Raw genomic sequence first — 21,122 nt, 5'->3', positions numbered from 1 at the left:
TTGATGAAGCGTATGATTACATGTTGTGGAAGTAGTCTGGAGTTTCTAAATCAACGTCGTTGATGTCGATTCCAAGAGCTGCTGCAACACCTTTACCGTAATCCGGATCTGCCTGATAGCAGTTATAGATATGACGGTGTTTAGTACGTGTAGTTGTACCTGTCATTTCATTTGCCGTATTGTAGAATAGACGCTGTTTGTCTTCATCAGACTGCAATCTGAATAATTTACCCGGCTGCTCGAAATAATTATCGTCATCTTCGCGGAAGTTGTGTTCGTAAATTGAGCTGTACTCAAGGTCAAGTGCAGGCTGCTTAGCTTCCGGCTGTGAATTGTGAGCACCGTAGCTGTTCGGATAATAATTGAGAGATGATCCTTCATTACCATCAACTCTCATTGCGCCGTCGCGGCTGAATGGACATACATTTTCAGCACCTTTAGGAGAGTTAACCGGAATCTGGTGGTGGTTAACACCCAAGCGGTATCTTTGAGTATCTCCGTATGAGAATAAACGGCCCTGAAGCATTTTATCTGGTGAGAATCCAATACCCGGAACAATATTAGTCGGAGCAAATGCTGCCTGTTCAACTTCTGCAAAGTAGTTTTCAGGGTTCTTGTTCAGTTCGAATTCACCAACCGGGATTAAAGGATAGTCACCTTTGTACCATACTTTAGTTAAGTCGAAGGGGTTATCAGGGTGGTTTTTCGCCTGTTCTTCAGTCATTACCTGAATATATACTTTCCATTTAGGGAATTCGCCATCTTCGATTGAGTTGAATAAATCTCTTTGTGAAGATTCGCGGTCAACACCAACCAGTTCAGCAGCTTCTTCAGCTGTATAGTTTTCAATGCCCTGCTGAGTGCGGAAGTGGAATTTAACCCAGACACGCTCATCGTTTTCATTGATCATGCTGTAAGTGTGTGAGCCGAAACCATGCATATTTCTGAAACCTTTAGGAATTCCGCGTTCAGTCATAATAATTGTTACCTGGTGAAGTGCTTCAGGCAAGTTAGTCCAGAAGTCCCAGTTGCTTTCTGCGTTATGCATGTTAGTTTTAGGGTCGCGTTTTACAACGTGGTTTAAACTTGGGAATAATTTAGGGTCCCGGAAGAAGAAAACAGGCGTGTTATTACCAACTAAGTCCCAGTTACCTTCTTCTGTATAGAATTTTAAAGCAAATCCGCGAATATCGCGTTCAGCATCAGCTGCACCGCGTTCGCCGGCTACAGTTGAGAAACGTGCGAACATTTCCGTCTGTTTACCTACTTCGCTAAAGATTTTAGCTTTTGTATATTGAGTAATATCATGTGTTACTGTAAATGTACCGAAAGCACCTGAACCTTTAGCGTGCATGCGGCGTTCGGGAATAACTTCGCGGTCGAAATGAGCCATCATGTCGAGGAAGTAAGGGTCTTGCATAACAAGCGGACCGCGGGGGCCAGCTGTCATTGTGTTTTCACGATCGCCTACAGGGTTGCCGAAAAGGGTCGTAAGTCTGTTGTCTTTGTTAGTCATCAATAACTGCCTCCATTAATTAGAATGATTATAAATAAACTATAACAAGCCGAAAGCACAAAAGCAAGTTTCGAAACCGTAATAAGATAATTTATTTAGCGAATTCAAATGAACTGTATAAATCAAATTTTTATCCGCTAAGTGAACAGGGGAGGGCTCTAAATGAGAAATCGAAAAAATACAGGAACAGCTGTTCACGATTCGCCATTATATAGTAGGTTCTAGAAAATTAATAAAAAGTAAAATTAAATTCGATGAAAGTGTTGACTTTGAAATCATTACTCTGTATATTAATAAGCGTTGTATAAAACAGATGGCCCGTTGGTCAAGCGGTTAAGACACCGCCCTTTCACGGCGGTAACACGGGTTCGAGTCCCGTACGGGTCACCATCATTTTTTTGAAAACAAACTATTGACTTCTTGCTTTCACTGAAGTATAATAGAAAATCTAACCGGTTGAGCTTTCAACTAACAGGTTAAAAAATAAATAAACTTTGCAGTTGACAACAACTTGCTAATGAGATATACTAGTTCTTGTCGCTAAAAAGTCAGTAACAAAAGATTAATACATATAATAAGATTTGCGGTTGTGGCGGAATCGGCAGACGCGCTAGGTTGAGGGCCTAGTGGGAGTTAAATCCCGTGGAGGTTCAAGTCCTCTCAGCCGCACCATTGAAAACTTATTATAACATATACCATGCGGGTATAGTTAAATGGTATAACCTCAGCCTTCCAAGCTGATGTTGTCGGTTCGATCCCGTCTACCCGCTCCATTTTAAATAAATTAAAGAACATTGAAAACTGAATGACAATATGTCAACGTTTAATTCCGAATAAAGAAGTCTTCTATTAACTAGGAGCACACATTGAGGCGACCAATTGAAACGCAAACGAGATACTGTCAGCAGTATCAACAGAGCTTAAGTTTAAGTTCTCCAATCATGGAGAGTTTGATCCTGGCTCAGGATGAACGCTGGCGGCGTGCCTAATACATGCAAGTCGAGCGCGAGATTGAGGAGCTTGCTCCTCATGATCGAGCGGCGGACGGGTGAGTAACACGTAGGCAACCTACCCTTGAGATTGGGATAACTACCGGAAACGGTAGCTAATACCGGATACGACTTTCCTGCATAAGCAGTTAAGTTAAAAGGCGGATTTATCTGCCGCTCATGGATGGGCCTGCGGTGCATTAGCTAGTTGGTGAGATAGTGGCTCACCAAGGCGACGATGCATAGCCGACCTGAGAGGGTGATCGGCCACACTGGGACTGAGACACGGCCCAGACTCCTACGGGAGGCAGCAGTAGGGAATCTTCCGCAATGGACGCAAGTCTGACGGAGCAACGCCGCGTGAGTGATGAAGGGTTTCGGCTCGTAAAACTCTGTTGTTAAGGAAGAACACTTGAGGTAGTAACTGGCCTTGAGATGACGGTACTTAACCAGAAAGCCACGGCTAACTACGTGCCAGCAGCCGCGGTAATACGTAGGTGGCAAGCGTTATCCGGAATTATTGGGCGTAAAGCGCGCGTAGGCGGTAAAATAAGTCTGATGTGAAAGCCCCCGGCTCAACCGGGGAGGGTCATTGGAAACTGTTTTACTTGAGTACAGAAGAGGAGAGTGGAATTCCATGTGTAGCGGTGAAATGCGCAGAGATATGGAGGAACACCAGTGGCGAAGGCGGCTCTCTGGTCTGTAACTGACGCTGAGGTGCGAAAGCGTGGGGATCAAACAGGATTAGATACCCTGGTAGTCCACGCCGTAAACGATGAGTGCTAAGTGTTGGGGGGTTTCCGCCCCTCAGTGCTGCAGCTAACGCATTAAGCACTCCGCCTGGGGAGTACGGCCGCAAGGCTGAAACTCAAAGGAATTGACGGGGACCCGCACAAGCGGTGGAGCATGTGGTTTAATTCGAAGCAACGCGAAGAACCTTACCAAATCTTGACATCCTCTGACAGCCCTAGAGATAGGGTTTCCCTTCGGGGCAGAGTGACAGGTGGTGCATGGTTGTCGTCAGCTCGTGTCGTGAGATGTTGGGTTAAGTCCCGCAACGAGCGCAACCCTTAAGTTTAGTTGCCATCATTAAGTTGGGCACTCTAGACTGACTGCCGGTGACAAACCGGAGGAAGGTGGGGACGACGTCAAATCATCATGCCCCTTATGATTTGGGCTACACACGTGCTACAATGGACAGGTGACAAAGGGCAGCGACGCCGCGAGGCCAAGCGAATCCCATAAAACTGTTCTCAGTTCGGATTGGAGTCTGCAACTCGACTCCATGAAGCTGGAATCGCTAGTAATCGTAGATCAGCATGCTACGGTGAATACGTTCCCGGGTCTTGTACACACCGCCCGTCACACCACGAAAGTCGATAACACCTGAAGCCGGTGGGCCAACCTTTATGGAGGCAGCCGTCAAAGGTGGGATTGATAATTGGGGTGAAGTCGTAACAAGGTAGCCGTATCGGAAGGTGCGGCTGGATCACCTCCTTTCTAAGGATATTACGGACATCTCTTTTGAGATGAATATCGGAGCCGTTGACATATTGTATTCAGTTTTGAATGTTTCTTTATGAGATATTCAGTCATGTACATTGAAAACCGTATAGAAGTAAAGAGAAGAGTAAAACGATTTCAAATCGAGCAAACGAAATGAAAGCGAGAACGCAAACGTATCTAAAAGATACACTCACACAAATTTCATTACGATTAAGTAGTGAAGGGCGCACGGCGGATGCCTAGGTACCAAGAGCCGATGAAGGACGGAACAAACACCGATATGCTTCGGGGAGCTGTAAGTAAGCTTTGAACCGGAGATTTCCGAATGGGGAAACCCAATACCGCGAGGTATTACCACAGCGTGAATACATAGCGCTGTTGGAGGACACCTGGAGAACTGAAACATCTTAGTATCCAGAGGAAGAGAAAGAAAATTCGATTCCCTAAGTAGCGGCGAGCGAACGGGGAAGAGCCCAAACCAGCTTCGGCTGGGGTTGTAGGACATTCACAACGGATCTAAAGACTTAGACGAATGGTCTGGGAAGGCCAACCGCAGGGGGTAAGAGTCCCGTAGTTAAAAGGTTGATAGATTTAGAATGTATCCTGAGTACGGCGGAACACGAGGAATTCCGCCGGAATCCGGGAGGACCATCTCCCAAGGCTAAATACTCCTTGGTAACCGATAGTGAACCAGTACCGTGAGGGAAAGGTGAAAAGCACCCCGGGAGGGGAGTGAAATAGAACCTGAAACCGTGCGCTTACAAGTAGTCAGAGCCCGTTAAAGGGTGATGGCGTGCCTTTTGTAGAATGAACCGGCGAGTTACGAATATATGCAAGGTTAAGCAGTAGATGTGGAGCCGCAGCGAAAGCGAGTCTGAACAGGGCGAATGAGTATATGTTTGTAGACGCGAAACCAGGTGATCTACCCATGACCAGGCTGAAGTTCAGGTAACACTGAATGGAGGGCCGAACCGACTTACGTTGAAAAGTGACCGGATGAGTTGTGGGTAGGGGTGAAATTCCAATCGAACCTGGAGATAGCTCGTTCTCTCCGAAATATATTTAGGTATAGCCTCATATTAGCATCGTGGAGGTAGAGCACTGTTTGGATGAGGGGCCCATCCCGGGTTACCGAGTTCAGACAAACTCCGAATGCCACAGATGTGATGTATGGGAGTCAGACAGTGGGTGATAAGGTCCATTGTCGAGAGGGAAACAGCCCAGACCACCAGTTAAGGTCCCCAAATATATGTTAAGTGGAAAAGGATGTGGCGTTGCACAGACAACTAGGATGTTGGCTTAGAAGCAGCCATCATTTAAAGAGTGCGTAATAGCTCACTAGTCAAGTGACGCTGCGCCGAAAATGTACCGGGGCTAAACATATTACCGAAACTGTGGATTAAAATTTATTTTAATGGTAGGAGAGCGTTCTAAGTGCGGCGAAGCATGACCGGGAGGACATGTGGAGCGCTTAGAAGTGAGAATGCCGGTGTGAGTAGCGAAAGACGGGTGAGAATCCCGTCCACCGAACGACTAAGGTTTCCAGAGGTAGGCTCGTCCGCTCTGGGTAAGTCGGGACCTAAGCCGAGGCGAAAAGCGTAGGCGATGGACAACAGGTAGAAATTCCTGTACCAGTTAGATTGCATTTGAGTGATGGAGTGACGCAGTAGGAAAAGATGAGCGCGCGGAAGGAAGAGCGCGTCCAAGGCACAAGGCTGCATGCCAGGCAAATCCGGCATGCGTGACGGCTGAGTGTTGACGGGGAGCCGAAAATAGTAGGCGAAGCATACGGACTCACACTGCCAAGAAAAGCTTCTAGCAAGTAATCAGACTGCCCGTACCGTAAACCGACACAGGTAGTTGGGAAGAGAATTCTAAGGTGAGCGAGCGAACTCTCGTTAAGGAACTCGGCAAAATGACCCCGTAACTTCGGGAGAAGGGGTGCTTATAGAAATATAAGCCGCAGTGAATAGGCCCAAGCGACTGTTTACCAAAAACACAGGTCTCTGCCAAACCGAAAGGTGACGTATAGGGGCTGACGCCTGCCCGGTGCTGGAAGGTTAAGAGGAGTGCTTAGCGTAAGCGAAGGTACGAATTGAAGCCCCAGTAAACGGCGGCCGTAACTATAACGGTCCTAAGGTAGCGAAATTCCTTGTCAGGTAAGTTCTGACCCGCACGAAAGGCGTAACGATTTGGGCACTGTCTCAACGAGAGGCTCGGTGAAATCATAGTACCTGTGAAGATGCAGGTTACCCGCGACAGGACGGAAAGACCCCGTGGAGCTTTACTGTAATTTGATATTGAATCTTGACTCCACCTGTACAGGATAGGTGGGAGCCAATGAAGCATGGACGTCAGTCTATGTGGAGGCACTGGTGGGATACCACCCTGGTGTGGTTGAGATTCTAACCCGCAGCCGTGATCCGGCTGGGAGACAGTGTCAGATGGACAGTTTGACTGGGGCGGTCGCCTCCTAAAGAGTAACGGAGGCGCTCAAAGGTACCCTCAGAATGGTTGGAAATCATTCACAGAGTGTAAAGGCATAAGGGTGCTTGACTGCGAGACCTACAAGTCGAGCAGGGTCGAAAGACGGACTTAGTGATCCGGTGGTTCCGCATGGAAGGGCCATCGCTCAACGGATAAAAGCTACCCCGGGGATAACAGGCTTATCTCCCCCAAGAGTTCACATCGACGGGGAGGTTTGGCACCTCGATGTCGGCTCATCGCATCCTGGGGCTGTAGTCGGTCCCAAGGGTTGGGCTGTTCGCCCATTAAAGCGGTACGCGAGCTGGGTTCAGAACGTCGTGAGACAGTTCGGTCCCTATCCGTCGTGGGCGTAGGAAATTTGAGAGGCGCTGTCCTTAGTACGAGAGGACCGGGATGGACATACCACTGGTGTACCAGTTGTCGTGCCAACGGCATTGCTGGGTAGCTACGTATGGACGGGATAAATGCTGAAAGCATCTAAGCATGAAGCCCCCCTCAAGATGAGATTTCCCCAATAGATGCCTCAGAGACTATGAGGTTGATAGGTTTGGCGTGTAAGTGTGGCAACACATTCAGCGGACAAATACTAATCCATCGATGACTTATTCAAATAGTAAGACCAGAAATTTAAAGAGTGCGTTCACTCTTCTCGATACTTCTATCCGGTTTTGAATGTACAGACATTCAATAGTCTGGCGGCGATGGCGGAGAGGCCACACCTGTTCCCATGTCGAACACAGCAGTTAAGCTCTCCAGCGCCGATGGTAGTTGGACTGACGTCCCGCAAGAGTAGGACGCTGCCAGGCTGTACATAACATATTCAATATATGGATGCGATGAGCCGCATTGAGACCTTTATAGGTCTCTTTTTTTGTATTATAATAGATTAATATATTATTTATTGAAGGAGTACCAGCATGTATACTTTAAAATTAAATTCACTGGCAGATACTGAACGGCTGGCTGAAATATTTGCACGTGAAATTTCCGGCGGTACTGTTATTCTTCTATCAGGGGATCTCGGCAGCGGTAAAACGGCATTTTCTCAGTTTTTAGGTAAATATTTAGGTGTGAAAAGACATATGACATCTCCGACCTTTAATATTATAAAATCATATAATGCGGATGTTAAACTTCATCATATGGATTGTTACCGTTTAGAAGATTCAGAAGAAGATTTAGGATTTGAAGAATATTTTAACGATACAGATATTGCGCTTGTAGAATGGCCGCAGTTCATAGCTGAATTTTTACCTGAAAATACAATAAGTATTAATATTAAGTACGAAAGTGAAAACGGACGCCTGGTTACTATTGAAGCAACAGGAGATAGCAATATTAAAATTGCGGAGGATGTTTATGATAAGTTTACTGCTTGATACAAGCAACCAGGCTTTATCGGTTGCGGTAAACCGCAATGGTAAAATGGCTGCAGAAATCAATACAAATTATAGGAAAACCCACTCTGAAACATTGGTGGATAATATACAAAAAGTGCTTGAAATTGCTGATATTAAAAAGTCCAGTATAAACAGAATAATCGTCGCAAAAGGGCCGGGCTCTTATACCGGAGTACGCATCGGTATTACTGTGGCTAAAATGCTCGGAAAGCAGCTGGACATCCCTGTATACTCAGTATCATCATTATTTGTACTTGCTGTATCGAATCATATCAGAGGTAATGCCGTGCCTCTTATCGATGCGAGAAGAGGATATGTATACGGTGCAATGTATAACATTCAGGAAGATGATTACACTGAAGTGATAGCTCCTCAGTATATTGAATTCAGTACTTTATCTGCTGAAATTGACGAAGCTGTTTATTTATTAAACAGTGAAGAAAAAATCACTATTGATATCGATGAATATACTCATGTGACACCGCGTATATCAGAGACAGAACGATATGAAAAAGCATTAAAACTTGAAGATGCTGATCAGCTGACACCTGATTATCTGCGTATCTCGGAGGCGGAAAGAAATTGGCAGGACAACCAGTAATAAGAGAAATGAAAATTGAAGATTTAAATGCGGTGTACGCAATAGAAATCGAAGCATTTAAAAATTCAACATGGACGATGGAAGCTTATACGAGAGAACTGGTAATGAATAAATTTGCTCATTATTTTGTTATGGAGCTGGATGGTGAAATCATCGGTTATACAGGTATATGGCTTGTAGTGGATCAATGTCAGATTACTACTGTCGCAGTTGCCAAAAAAATGCGCGGTAAAGGCTACAGCCATGTACTTATTCAGCATATTAAAGACTATGTAAAACCTCAGGCTGACATAGTCTCTCTGGAAGTCAGGGTCGATAATACACCGGCAATGAGATTGTATGAAAGGAACGGCTTTAAATACGGCGGCGTACGTAAAAATTATTATGGAGAAGGACTTGATGCACACGTGATGTGGGTGAATCTTAATGAGTAAGGATATTACAATACTGGCAATAGAAACGAGCTGTGATGAGACTGCAGCAAGCGTTATTATGAATGGCAGTAAGATTTTATCAAATGTAGTAGTAAGCCAGATAGAAAGTCATAAGCGATTTGGAGGGGTAGTGCCGGAAGTTGCATCACGTCATCACGTAGAAGCAATTACACAGGTTATAGAACAGGCTTTAAAAGATGCTGAACTCGAGCCTTCGGATTTAACAGCTGTGGCCGTTACAGAAGGTCCTGGTCTGATAGGCGCACTCCTTATCGGCATCAACGCAGCAAAAACATTTGCTTTCGTTCATGACTTACCGCTGATTCCTGTTCATCATATAGCAGGGCATATTTACGCAGCACAGCTGGAAAAACCATTGGAATTTCCGCTCATTTCACTTGTAGTCTCAGGCGGTCATACAGAGCTGATATATATGAAAGATCATATGTCGTTTGAAATTATCGGTGAAACGAGAGATGACGCTGTTGGAGAAGCTTTCGATAAAGTGGCAAGGGTGATTGATCTGCCTTATCCGGGAGGTCCGCATATCGATAAGCTGGCACAGAGCGGAAAAGACACTTTTAATTTCCCGAGAGGGTTAATGAAAGAAGAAACATTTGATTTCAGCTTCTCAGGCTTAAAATCAGCAGTGATTAATAAACTTCATAATTGTAAGCAAAAAGGAATTGAAGTAAATAAAAGTGATGTCGCAGCAAGCTTTCAGGCAAGTGTTACCGATGTACTGACAGCAAAAACATTTGCTGCCTTGGAAAAATATGATGTCAAAAATCTGATTATTGCAGGCGGGGTTGCAGGAAACAGCGAATTGCGCAGCAGATTTACGTCTATGTGCAATGACAAATATATTAATCTTCAAATACCTGAACTGAAGTTCTGTACAGATAATGCTGCTATGATCGGTGCAACGGCCTATCACTTGTATGAAAAAAATCACTTAGCAGATTTAACACTTAATGGACGAAACTTTATCGATATAGAAGAGTATGCTTTTTAACTTAGAGTAAAATGGTATATTTTCACTTTTAATTGTGGTATAATGTTAATAATTAATTTAAGGAGGACATGTCATGATACCGCGTATTTGGAACACACTTTTGAATCTATAATTTAATAAAAAATTCAAAAGTCTTGTTCAAACTATATTTATACACGGGATTAGTATGTCCTTTTTTAAAATAAAAATGTACGTTTGAGACAGCACAGGACTGTCTCTTTTTTTGTGCAGAAATATAGTTTGCAGACTCGAACAGGAGTGCAAATTATAATGAATGAATTAAGTATAAAATTAAATAATATATCAGTTGCTTTCGGCAATAAAGATATTTTTGACATAGCAAATCTGCAAGCTTATATTAATGACCGGATTGCAATTGTCGGCCGCAACGGATCGGGTAAATCGACCTTGCTTAAAATAATTGCCGGAGAATTTACAGAGTATGCGGGAGAAGTTCAAAGAGAAACAGAATTTAATTATTTAAGCCAGATGGGAAGCTCTGACCAGAACATTGGGGGGACCCTCGATTTTGAAATGCTCAGCCGCATGAATGTTCCGGATAATGATAATTTGAGCGGCGGAGAAGAAACAAAATACAGACTGGTGCAGACGCTGTCGGATTATAAGACTGGTTTGCTGCTCGATGAACCGACGACACATCTCGATTATGAAAGCATTGAGTATTTAATAGAAGAACTCAAATACTATTACGGCACCTTAATTTTTGTCAGTCACGATAGACACTTCATTAACAGTCTGGCGACTAAGATATGGGAAGTGTCAGATGGTAATGTAACTGAGTATAACGGTAATTATGATGATTATGAAGAAGCCAAAAATAAAGAAAAACTGACACTTGAACGTGAACACGAAAATATATTAAAAGAAAAAGAACGTCTGAACAAAGCGATCAGCAAACAAAAAGAAAAGGCGGAAAAAATGACAGCAGCCGGTAAAAATAAAAGCGGAGATATAAAGCCGGACCGCCTGTCGAGTTCCAAGCAGAAAGACACAGTGCAGAAACAGGCATTTAAAGCAGCTAAAGCGATGGAGAGCCGGATGGAGCAGCTGCAAGAAACTGAACGTCCGGTTCATGAAGCTTCACTGGAGTTTCCGATGTCAAAAGCGATGGAACTTCATAATAAGTTTCCGATAATGGGGCAGGATGTCACTGTTGAGCGCGGCGGGAATATTCTTTTAGATAAGGTGAGCTTCCAATTTCCGCAGGGAGAAACAATCGCAATCACAGGCAGGAACGGCAGCGGAAAATCGAGCCTACTTACTGATATAATCGAAGGCGGAAATAATTTTGATATTTCACCGAAAGTTGTAATTGAACAGTACAATCAAATGGATTATAAGTTGTTTGGTGGAGAATCAGCCGTGCAGTTTTTAAAGCGTCATTCAGAAATGAACGAAACCCTTATAAGAAGTATGCTGGTCAATTTAGGCTTTTCACCTGACGAAGTCATGAAGCCGGTTAATAAGTTAAGCGGCGGGGAAGCGACGAGAGTATCATTGGCATTAATGTTTGTTAAACCTTCAAATGTAATCATTCTGGATGAACCGACGAACTTTATCGATTTAATGACGATAGAGGCACTTGAAAAATTTATAAAAGCGTATCAGGGGACTATTATTTTAACATCGCATGACCGTCAGTTTGTCAGCCGGACAGCAGACCGGGTTTATAAAATCGAGGATATGAAGTTACATCGGACTAAGTAATATTTATAAATTAGAGAATATGTATTCAGAAATGTATGATATATAATATTATTTATTTATTGAGCTGGGGTGTATAATGTAAATGCACTTAATCTGAAGAATAGAGGTGGAAAGATGATTAAAACTGTACAATACTTTAACTTTTCCAATGCACTTGAGGCCCTCGAATTTTACGAAAAGAATTTTGATGCAGTCATTAACTCAAATTCACTCGCGACCGATCCGATGTTTGCTGATGCTCTGGATGAAATGGGGATGTCGAAAGAAGATGCAGAAACTTTTGTGATGAATGCTGAGTTTGAAGTACTTGGACAAAAATTTATGGCGAGCTCTACGTGGGAACATAAGGAAATTGACAACGCAGGTGCAGCTGCTGCATTTACGTTCGATATTAATAATTCAGATGAACTGGAGCAGGTAAAATCCTTTTACAGTAAAGCAATCGAAGCAGGATGCCGTGCAGATATGGAAGCGGGACCGACAGAGTGGACGGAGTACTTTGCGAGTTTTAAAGATCCGTACGGTGTATCGTGGATGATCAGCGGAGAATAGAAAGATGAAAAGCACTGCGGAATCTTCATTATGAGATTCTGCAGTGTTTTTGTTTAATCTTAGAGATGATTAGCTGAGCCTCATCCGGGTACTTATAAATAAGTACAATAATCAGTTGAAATGAGGTTTTATAAATGGCTGCAAGTATGCATTACGGAGATGATTATAAATATCTGCCGGTAACGTCAAAAGAGAACGGCAAAGGTGTTGAAGTGCTTCCTGACTTATATCAATATACAGTACAGATTGTCAACGTAGTATTTTACGGCAGACCGGATGATGGTGATTTTGTATTAATAGATGCCGGCATGCCGAAATCTTCAGAGAAAATTATCGAAGCGGCTAAGGAACGGTTTGGAGAGAACAGTAAACCGAAAGCGATTATTTTAACGCATGGACATTTTGATCATGTCGGCGCAGTGATAGAGCTTTCTGAACACTGGGATATGCCTGTCTATGCGCACAAAATGGAACTGCCGTATCTTAACGGGATGAAAGATTACCAGGCTCCGGATCCTTCAGTGGACGGGGGAATGGTGGCGAAAATGTCTCCGATGTTCCCGCACACAGGCATCGATATAACAGAACGGCTTCATGAACTGCCGGCAGACGGCAGTGTACCGTATATGCCCGATTTTGAATGGGTTCACACACCCGGACATGCCGAGGGACATGTCTCCTTATACCGGGAAAAAGATAAGGCATTAATTGCAGGAGATGCCTTTATTACCGTGAAACAGGATTCACTGTATAATGTCCTGACCCAGGAGAAGAATATTTACGGTCCGCCGCGATATTTTACAACCGACTGGGAAGCAGCCCAAGCTTCTGTCGAAAAACTTGCATCAGTCAATCCAGAAATTGCGATTACCGGACATGGACAGCCGATGACCAGTAATGAACTTGCTGAGTCACTGGATAAACTTGTAAATAATTTTGACGAAATCGCAAAACCTGACTCCGGAAAATATATAGAATAAAAAACATCGCGCTTGATCTTCCTCTGGTCAAGTGCGATGTTTTTTGCATTTATTAATTCGAACATACATTCAGTTAATATTACGTTTGATGCGATGTCTGTTCTGTCAATACGGAACGTACGTTTTGTCCACAGTTTGTGGATAAAATGTGGGTAACTTATCCAGAACTGTGTATTACTTTGTGGATAAGTGTGTTGATAACTATATATTTTGTGGATAAATGATGTGGAAGACACTTATAACGGCATTTCTTCTGTGTATAACTTTTTATGATGAATTTTATTTTTTCATCGAACATACAGTAAATTTCCGGTAAAATACTTTAAAGTTCAGCCAGTAATTCTTCAGCTTCTGTCCATTCGGTCATCAGCTCTTCGAGTTTTTGATTAATTTCCTGAAGTCTGTCATTTAATTCCTGTGCTTTCTCATAGTCATTAAAAACTTCTGGTGCAACCAGTTTATCTTCAATCATCGTTAATTCAGTTTCCAGTGTCTGTATTTCCTGTTCTAGCTTTTCACTCTGTTTTTTAACCTTTTTCAACTCGTTACGCCGCTGTTTCTGAGCTTCATAGTCAGAAATATTTTCTTTTTTCTCCGTTGCTGTTTCGGCCGGCACTTCCATAAACTCAGCTTCTTTTTTCTTATGCAGGAAATAGCTGTAGTCCCCGTCGACCATCATGATTTTATGCGGCTCAATTTCCATGACCCGCGTCGCAATTTTATCGATAAAGTAGCGGTCGTGAGAGACGACAATAATCGTTCCCGGGAAGTTTTCCAGTGCTGTCTCCAGGACTTCTTTGCTGTCGATATCCAAATGGTTGGTCGGCTCATCGAGAATAAGCAGATTATTTTCTTCAAGCATCAGTTTAGCAAGCTGTATTCTCGCTTTTTCTCCGCCGCTCAAAGAGTTGACTTGTTTTAAGACTTCGTCCTGGGTGAACAGAAAGCGGCCGAGTATTTTTCTGACGTCGCTTTCTTTCATATGTGGATATTCTTTCCACAGTTCTTCAAGAACATTATTCTGAGACATGAATTCAGCCTGTTTCTGATCGTAGTAGCCGATTGTGACATTTGTACCGTATTGAATACTGCCGGACAAGGCAGGAATGATTTTAGCAATTGTTTTAGCAAGTGTGGATTTACCGATACCGTTCGAACCTAAAATAGCGAGACGTTCTCCTTTGTCCACATTAAATGATAAGTTGCTGCGAAGCACTGTATCATCGTAGCCGATGGCGAGTTCTTTCAGTCTGAGGACATCGTTCCCGCTTTCCCGTTTAATTGTAAAATGAAAATCCGCGCTCGAACGGTCTATAAAAGGTTTATCCATGCGGTCCATCATTTCAAGTTTTTTGCGGCGGTCTTTAGCCATGCCGGAAGTCGATGCCCGGGTAATATTTTTTTCGATAAATGTCTCAAGTCTTTTAACTTCGCTCTGCTCGCGTTCATACTGTTTCATTCTGAGACGGTATGTTTTTTCTTTCTCTTTCACGTAATTTGTGTAATTTGTATGATAAAGCGTACCGCGATGTAATTCAATTTCGTAGATTTTATCGACTGTGCGGTCGAGGAAATAACGGTCGTGACTGATAATCACGACTGCACCTTCATAGCTCTTTAAATACTGCTCCAGCCATTCAACAGTCGCCATATCAAGATGGTTGGTCGGCTCATCCAGAAGCAGCAGGTCGGGCTTGGTCAGCAGCATCTTGCCGAGTGCGAGACGTGTTTTCTGTCCGCCGGAAAATTCTTCGACTCTGCGGCCGAGATCAGCTTCTGTAAACTGCAGACCCGTCAGAACACTTTTAATCTGGGCGTCGATTGTATAGCCGTCGTTGTGTTCAAAACTGAGCTGTATATTTTCATAGCGTTTAAGTTTTTCATCATAGTCTCTGTGTGTATGCTCATGTTCAGCCAGCCAGGCAGCAATTTCCGCCATATCGTCATTCATTTTCAGAATATTCGAGAACGGCTTCTGCATTTCATCTCTGACGGTGTCTTCGGATTCGAGAGTCATCTGCTGGGCAAGATAACCGAGCGAAACATTTTTCGGCATGCTGATTGTGCCGCTGTCATATGTGAGTTCATCCGCCATGATTTTCATTAAAGTACTTTTGCCTGCACCGTTTTTACCGACGATGCCGAGCGTTTCTCCCGATTTTACTTCGAGATCCAGATTTCCGAAAATTATATTTGTTCCGTATGCCTTTGAGACATTACCCAATTGTAAAAGTATCATTATTGCCTACCTCATTTCACTCTCCAGTTTACACGAAAAAACGGCATAATTCGACCAGATAAACCGGTGTCAGCCCATATATATTATGTTATAATGGAGCGACTAGAAATATAGAGGTGAAAGGGAATGTCTAACAAGAAAAAAATCCCTAATGCAACTATGAAACGTCTACCGCTTTATTATCGTTACTTCAAACAAGAAGAGAATAATGGTAATGATAGAGTTTCTTCGAAAGAAATTAGTGAAGCATTAGACATTGACTCCGCGACTATCCGCAGGGACTTTTCTTATTTTGGAGAATTAGGCAGAAAAGGCTACGGATATAATGTCGGTAGCCTGCTGAAGTTTTTCCTGGAGCATATCCAGGGCAGCAATGTAAAAAATGTAATTCTTCTCGGTGCAGGTAATCTCGGCAGTGCGTTATTGAACTACAAATTTGCAAACATTCATGATAAAATGAATGTAGTTGGCGCTTTTGACAGCAATGAATCACTAATTGGAAATGCGATTAACGGTATCAATATTTTTCATACAGATGATTTAGAGACAATCATACAGCAGGAAAACGTTGAAGTCGCAATTATGACTGTGCCGATCGAAGCTGGACAAAAGTCAGCCGAACGTTTAGAAAAAGCAGGGATTAAAGGCATTCTTAACTTTACACCTATCCGGCTGAGCACTGGTCCTGATGTGACTGTACACAGTATTGACTTAGGCGTAGAGCTGCAGGCACTATTTTTCCAGATGAAAAATAAATAGGAGGGGTATTCATGATAGAAGTTCTTTTACCAAATACATTAATGGCGGTTACTCCAGTAAGTTTAATCGTTATTGCAGTTGTGGCACTTATCATTTTCGGACCTAAAAAACTTCCGCAATTCGGTAAAGCAGTAGGTTCTACGTTGAAAGAATTTAAAGATGCTACTAAAGGTCTTGCTGACGACGATGACGACGATGATAACAGAACGAACAGAAAATCAGACAGCGAAGCTAAAAAAGAAGAACCTAAAAAAATTGAATCAGAAGCATAATTGAGAGGGTGGCGAAAGCCGCCTTTTTTTAAAGAGGTGATTAAATGGCCGATGAGGAAAAAGAGTTTACCGAACATTTTGAAGAGCTGAGAAAACGGTTATTAACAGTGATGTACTTTTTTGTTGCCGCGCTGTTTGTTGGTTTTTATTTTTCCAAGCCGTTAATCTATCAGCTGCAAAATGCTCCCTGGACAGAAAATGTTCAAATGCATGCTTTCCAGGTAACAGATCCGCTTAAAATTTATTTAATTGTTATTGTAGCTATAGCATTTATTATTATTTTACCGGTAATTTTATACCAGCTGTGGTCATTTATTACGCCGGGACTTTATGAGAAAGAGCGTAAAATTACTTTGCTGTATATACCGGTAGTTATGATCTTAATGCTGATTGGTATAGCATTCGGCTACTTTATAGTTGTACCGTATATTATTAAGTTTACATTTGATTTATCAGTTGAAATGGGAATTGAAGCGACGATTGGAATAAACCAGTATTTCGGCTTCCTGTTCAGAACGATATTGCCGTTCGGATTTATTTTCCAGATGCCGGTACTGACACTGTTCTTAACACAGCTTGGTATTATTACGCCGATGTTCCTGAAGAAAAACAGAAAATACGCATATTTTATAATGTTTGTGCTGGCTGCAATTATTGCGCCGCCGGATATTATGACCCATCTGCTGCTTACAGTACCGATGATTATTTTATATGAAATCAGTATTCATATTTCAAAAATCGGCTACCGTAGATATTTAAAAGCAGAACAGCAGCAGCTGGAAGACGAACTGCAATAAAATGGGAGGTACCGGACAGATATGCCAAAAAAACTTGAAGAAATTTCACGTGCAGAAATAGACGATTTGATACAAGCAGCTGAAGATTCGAAGTGGAAACAGGTATATCATGTTCAGCCGCCCTTTGGATTTTTAGGTGCGCCGACAGGATTTAACTACGTTAACGGTATATACCATTTGTTTTATGAGTGGTCACCGGACAGCAGTTTAACAGAAACGCCCGACAGTAAATACATATATCACGCAACGTCAAAAGATCTTGTAACCTTTCGGAGTGAAGGCGTAAAAGTAAGGCCCGACTCGCTGTATGATTCTGAAAATATATTCGGCGGAAGTCTATCCAAAGTTTTTAATGAAATCAGTTATTTCTATACGGGAGAGCGTCTGAAAAGCGATGAGCTGATAACTGCCCAGCTCGGCGGTTATATGAATACCGACGGAAAAATCCAGAAATATGCATCTCCGCTGGTCAGGAATAATGCGCCCGGCTACACTGAATATTTCCGCAATCCTTACGTTACTGTAATTGACAGGGAAGTAGTGATGTTCATTGGAACAATGAACAGGGAAGAATTTGGACGGGTGCTCATCTATCGCGGTCCATCAGTAGAAAACTTGAAATTCGACGGCGAGCTCGACACGGGCTATAAAGTATTCGGCCACTTGTGGGAGCAGCCGGAATTTTTCGATTTGGATATGGATTCAGTATTTATCTTTAATGTCAGAGGACTCGATAAATTCGATACGCATTTCTGGAATATATATCAGTCAGGCTATATGATCGGAGACTTTGAACGCCGGGGAAATTATTTCATCCACGATGAATTTTATGAATTTGACGGCGGTTTTGATTTTTACCGTCCTGCAACAGCAGTGGATGAAGACGGCAACAGAGTGCTGATCGCGTGGATGGCGGCAGAAGAGAGCGCCTATCCTTGGGCAGCTGAAGGAACACTCAATGCAATGACCATCCCGCGAATATTGAGCATAGACGAAGACAGAATCAGACAGCTGCCTCACCCGAACCTTGAAAAAATGCGCGGAGAAGCAATCACAGCGGAAGGATACTTTAGAGAGTACCCGACAAAACTGACAGCATTTTACGGTGAGGTCTATGAACTGATTATCGATATACTGGAAAACAATGCATCGATTCTGCATATATATATGCGCAAGAATACACGTCATGAAACTAAGCTCGTATACGACAGTGAGCAGCGGATTCTAACTCTGGACAGAACATTCAGCGGTGAAGAAATCCAGAATGTAGACGGTCTAAAGAGACGGATTAAGCTGGAAGAAAATCTTCAGAATCTGAGGATTTATATGGATCGTTCGAGTATAGAAGTATTTATCAACGACGGAAAATACACGATGACGGCAAGAATTTTCCCGAGCGATAAGGCTGAAGGATTGGAAATGGTGACTGAATTTGGCGACTGCAGAGTGCAGCTGACCCAGTATCCGCTTGAAGTTAAATAAAGAGAAAAATTAGATAGTTTTAAAAAACAAAAGAATAAACTGTAACAATATATTGCGAGAAGTGATATAATTACACCATATTATGCATAACAAGTGTCAACACAACAGTAAAAAGAGGTGGTTAATTATGTTTTCTGTACTTAGTCAGATTAATAAACGGCTGGAATATATGACGCCGGTCGAACAGCGTATCGCAAATTTTATGCTGGAGAACCCAAATAAAGTAATCAATATGCCTGTCAAAGAAATTGCCAGACATTCATCGACAAGTGATGCTGCGATTGTGCGGTTTGCTAAAAGAATCGGCCTGCAGGGAATTAAAGAATTAAAAGTGGAACTTGCAAAAGAACTGCACACACTTGAGCAGGAAAAGATTTCACGTGTCATTGAATTGGAAGAAGATACCCATGCGGATATTTTTGATAAGGTATTTAAAAATACGATTCAGGCATTGTATAACACTGAAAAAATTGTCAATAGGAGACGCATGCAGGAAGCGGCCGAGCACATGACGAAAGCGGATAATACATTTATCTTTGGAGTAGGAGACTCGGCAAATGTCGGACATGATATGGAGCAGAAATTACACCGTGTAAATATTAATGCTTTCTTTACTGCTGATAAATATTTATGTATGACACGTTTGACTAATGCGAAACCGGATGATGTTCTGTTTGTAATTACTTTATCGGGTAAAACACAGGAAGTCATAGAAATCGTCAAACTCGCTAAAAAATTAGGTGTCATGACGATTATTTTAACGCAGAACCACTCTTCAATTGCGAAAAGAAACTCGGACATTGCGATTGAAATTACCGAAGAAGAAACGAATATTCAGTATATGAATATGACGAGCCGGATTGCACAGCTGATTATTTGCGACGTGCTGTTTTTCTATGTCTGCAAAGAACTGGGTTCGAGCGCCTATCAGACGATTATTAATACTTACGATATGACGCATTAGTAAAATTACATAATAATACGCGAATATTAAGGTTCTGTAACAACTTTGATATTGTATAGAAAAGCCATCTGGCATCAACTATAATTAATTGTACATTAATGTGAGATACGCTAAAATGTATAATTTATTTCAGGATGCGTGGAGGGGAAAATATGCAAAAATCAAAAATAACTAAAATGAAATTAGCATCTGCATTGCTGCTGACGACTGTACTAATCCCTAACATTGCTTATGCTGACGAAGAGATAGATGAGAGTACGGAAACCGAAACTGTGACAGAATCGGCGGAAGTTCAGGAAGCAGAAGAAACAGAGGCAACAGAAGAAACACAGGAAACATTTAATGAAGAAGCGGCAACGGATATAAATAATAATGATATAGAAACGAATGCGGAGAATGCTGAAGAAGCGGTAGATAACAGCGGCGGCAGTAATGAAGAAACTGAGGCACCTATCCTCCAGCCGGCTGAACCTGATGAACAGACGGATCATACCGAAGGAACGGATGAAGCAGAAAATACACCTGAAAATTCGGGAGAACAAGCTGAGGGGGAAGAAGAGACCCCTGAAGCGGAAATGCCTGAGGTCAATGAAGGCACTGAATCAGAGGATAATATCACTGCAGGACCAGGTAACAGCAATGAATCTGATGAGCAGGATAATCCGGATGAAAACACAGGAGCTTCTGAACTGCCGACAGATCCGATAGAACCTGTTGAACCAGAAGAACCAGCAGAAACTGAAACACCAGAACAGTCTGGTGCTGAAGACAGTGCAGAAGAAGACGGTGAAAGTGAAAGTAATGACGCTGCATCAGAACAGCCGTCAGACGTAACAGAAGAACCTGAAAGCACTGTTGAAACTGAAGGGAATGTTACACCGGAAAGTTCAGAATCCGAAACAGAAACATTTGAAGAAGTAACAGTCTCTGAAGAAAATACTGGTGCTGTGGGAACAGAATCGAAAAAATTATACCGCTATGACTACGGTGATATTTTAGACGGTATTACTTTCAGTGAAGAAAGCCTTCAGGATGATATATCTACATTGGATCAAAGAGTGACACGCGTAATGTCTTCTAAAATTATCGAAGAGAAAAACTTAACTGAAGCGCAGAAGCTTGAACTTGAACAGAAAGTAAAAGCGGAACAGACAAGCTCGTATGAAGGTGAAGAACTGCCGAATACGGGTGAAGCGGAATCGACTAACTATGCAGCTGCAAGGTTATTATCGATATTCGGAGCAGCATTATTATTTATGAGCAAGAAATTAAAAACAGATAATTAATAGATTTTGATATCTATAAATGGGAGAACCTGAGTGTTTAAATACTCAGGTTTTTTTTATAAGTAAAATAGAGTCGTATAAATTTATAAATATCATGATGTAGTATAAATGTGTC

The 21,122-nt window shown here is 42.4% G+C and carries 15 protein-coding genes, 3 tRNA genes and 3 rRNA genes; 19 read left to right on the top strand and 2 right to left on the bottom strand.

All coding sequences use genetic code 11. From position 1 onward, the window contains the following. Nucleotides 1-16: 16 nt before the first annotated feature. A complete protein-coding gene (locus MHH58_RS10250; protein ID WP_115885070.1) occupies nucleotides 17-1,516 on the bottom strand; it encodes a catalase in 1,500 nt (499 codons plus the stop codon). Between the two features lie 315 nt (nucleotides 1,517-1,831). Here MHH58_RS10250 and MHH58_RS10245 point away from each other — a divergent pair. From MHH58_RS10245 to MHH58_RS10185, 13 genes are all read left to right on the top strand, one after another. Next, nucleotides 1,832-1,906 (top strand) — tRNA-Glu (locus MHH58_RS10245). A gap of 193 nt (nucleotides 1,907-2,099) precedes the next feature. Next, a tRNA-Leu gene (locus tag MHH58_RS10240) sits at nucleotides 2,100-2,188 on the top strand. 27 nt (nucleotides 2,189-2,215) lie between these two features. Beyond that, a tRNA-Gly gene (locus tag MHH58_RS10235) sits at nucleotides 2,216-2,289 on the top strand. 165 nt (nucleotides 2,290-2,454) lie between these two features. Beyond that, nucleotides 2,455-4,005 (top strand): 16S ribosomal RNA (locus MHH58_RS10230). A 214-nt stretch (nucleotides 4,006-4,219) separates the two neighbouring features. Then, nucleotides 4,220-7,108, top strand: a 23S ribosomal RNA gene (locus MHH58_RS10225). Between the two features lie 81 nt (nucleotides 7,109-7,189). Further along, nucleotides 7,190-7,304 (top strand): 5S ribosomal RNA (rrf, locus tag MHH58_RS10220). Together the 16S, 23S and 5S rRNA genes with 3 tRNA genes alongside form the textbook arrangement of a ribosomal RNA operon. Nucleotides 7,305-7,415: 111 nt before the next feature. After that, nucleotides 7,416-7,877 carry a tRNA (adenosine(37)-N6)-threonylcarbamoyltransferase complex ATPase subunit type 1 TsaE gene (gene tsaE, locus MHH58_RS10215; protein WP_135098720.1) on the top strand — a complete coding sequence of 154 codons (462 nt, stop codon included), beginning with the start codon at nucleotides 7,416-7,418 and terminating at the stop codon, nucleotides 7,875-7,877. Then, a complete protein-coding gene (gene tsaB / locus MHH58_RS10210; RefSeq protein WP_341345832.1) occupies nucleotides 7,858-8,499 on the top strand; it encodes a tRNA (adenosine(37)-N6)-threonylcarbamoyltransferase complex dimerization subunit type 1 TsaB in 642 nt (213 codons plus the stop codon). The genes tsaE and tsaB overlap by 20 nt, the downstream gene beginning before the upstream one ends. 8 nt (nucleotides 8,500-8,507) lie before the next feature. Further along, nucleotides 8,508-8,933, top strand: coding sequence for a ribosomal protein S18-alanine N-acetyltransferase (gene rimI, locus MHH58_RS10205; RefSeq protein WP_135098732.1), 426 nt, complete (start codon nucleotides 8,508-8,510; stop codon nucleotides 8,931-8,933). After that, nucleotides 8,926-9,948 carry a tRNA (adenosine(37)-N6)-threonylcarbamoyltransferase complex transferase subunit TsaD gene (tsaD, locus tag MHH58_RS10200; RefSeq protein ID WP_341345831.1) on the top strand — a complete coding sequence of 341 codons (1,023 nt, stop codon included), beginning with the start codon at nucleotides 8,926-8,928 and terminating at the stop codon, nucleotides 9,946-9,948. Before rimI ends, tsaD begins: the two co-directional genes overlap by 8 nt. A 270-nt stretch (nucleotides 9,949-10,218) precedes the next feature. Then, nucleotides 10,219-11,676, top strand: coding sequence for a ribosomal protection-like ABC-F family protein (gene abc-f, locus MHH58_RS10195; protein ID WP_341345830.1), 1,458 nt, complete (start codon nucleotides 10,219-10,221; stop codon nucleotides 11,674-11,676). A gap of 114 nt (nucleotides 11,677-11,790) precedes the next feature. After that, complete coding sequence (locus tag MHH58_RS10190; RefSeq protein ID WP_341345829.1) at nucleotides 11,791-12,228, top strand: VOC family protein; 438 nt, start codon at nucleotides 11,791-11,793, stop codon at nucleotides 12,226-12,228. A 134-nt stretch (nucleotides 12,229-12,362) separates the two neighbouring features. Beyond that, a complete protein-coding gene (locus MHH58_RS10185; protein ID WP_341345828.1) occupies nucleotides 12,363-13,208 on the top strand; it encodes an MBL fold metallo-hydrolase in 846 nt (281 codons plus the stop codon). A 322-nt stretch (nucleotides 13,209-13,530) separates the two neighbouring features. Here the strand turns inward: MHH58_RS10185 and MHH58_RS10180 are convergent, their stop codons facing one another. Then, on the bottom strand, nucleotides 13,531-15,447 hold the full coding sequence (locus tag MHH58_RS10180; RefSeq protein ID WP_341345827.1) for an ABC-F family ATP-binding cassette domain-containing protein: 1,917 nt from the start codon (nucleotides 15,445-15,447) through the stop codon (nucleotides 13,531-13,533). A 126-nt stretch (nucleotides 15,448-15,573) separates the two neighbouring features. Here MHH58_RS10180 and MHH58_RS10175 point away from each other — a divergent pair, with 126 nt between their 5' ends. From MHH58_RS10175 to MHH58_RS10150, 6 genes are all read left to right on the top strand, one after another. Further along, nucleotides 15,574-16,206 (top strand): redox-sensing transcriptional repressor Rex, encoded by a 633-nt coding sequence (locus MHH58_RS10175; RefSeq protein WP_135098706.1) that lies wholly within the window; start codon nucleotides 15,574-15,576, stop codon nucleotides 16,204-16,206. An 11-nt stretch (nucleotides 16,207-16,217) separates the two neighbouring features. Beyond that, on the top strand, nucleotides 16,218-16,478 hold the full coding sequence (locus tag MHH58_RS10170; RefSeq protein ID WP_369891798.1) for a twin-arginine translocase TatA/TatE family subunit: 261 nt from the start codon (nucleotides 16,218-16,220) through the stop codon (nucleotides 16,476-16,478). A gap of 44 nt (nucleotides 16,479-16,522) precedes the next feature. Then, on the top strand, nucleotides 16,523-17,275 hold the full coding sequence (gene tatC, locus MHH58_RS10165; protein WP_135098704.1) for a twin-arginine translocase subunit TatC: 753 nt from the start codon (nucleotides 16,523-16,525) through the stop codon (nucleotides 17,273-17,275). 21 nt (nucleotides 17,276-17,296) lie between these two features. Continuing rightward, the gene (locus MHH58_RS10160; RefSeq protein WP_341345826.1) at nucleotides 17,297-18,757 is read left to right on the top strand and encodes a glycoside hydrolase family 32 protein; all 1,461 of its coding nucleotides are present in this window, start codon (nucleotides 17,297-17,299) and stop codon (nucleotides 18,755-18,757) included. Between the two features lie 127 nt (nucleotides 18,758-18,884). Then, nucleotides 18,885-19,721, top strand: a complete 837-nt coding sequence (locus tag MHH58_RS10155) for a MurR/RpiR family transcriptional regulator (RefSeq protein WP_341345825.1) — start codon at nucleotides 18,885-18,887, stop codon at nucleotides 19,719-19,721. Nucleotides 19,722-19,873: 152 nt separating this feature from the next. Beyond that, the gene (locus tag MHH58_RS10150) at nucleotides 19,874-21,007 is read left to right on the top strand and encodes an LPXTG cell wall anchor domain-containing protein (RefSeq protein WP_341345824.1); all 1,134 of its coding nucleotides are present in this window, start codon (nucleotides 19,874-19,876) and stop codon (nucleotides 21,005-21,007) included. The last annotated feature ends 115 nt before the right edge of the window (nucleotides 21,008-21,122 follow it).

The organism is Jeotgalicoccus sp. FSL K6-3177, from assembly GCF_038050175.1.
Lineage (GTDB): Bacteria > Bacillota > Bacilli > Staphylococcales > Salinicoccaceae > Jeotgalicoccus > Jeotgalicoccus nanhaiensis.
The sequence above is the reverse complement of the archived record's forward strand: the minus strand, read 5'-3'. Positions and strand labels throughout refer to the sequence as shown.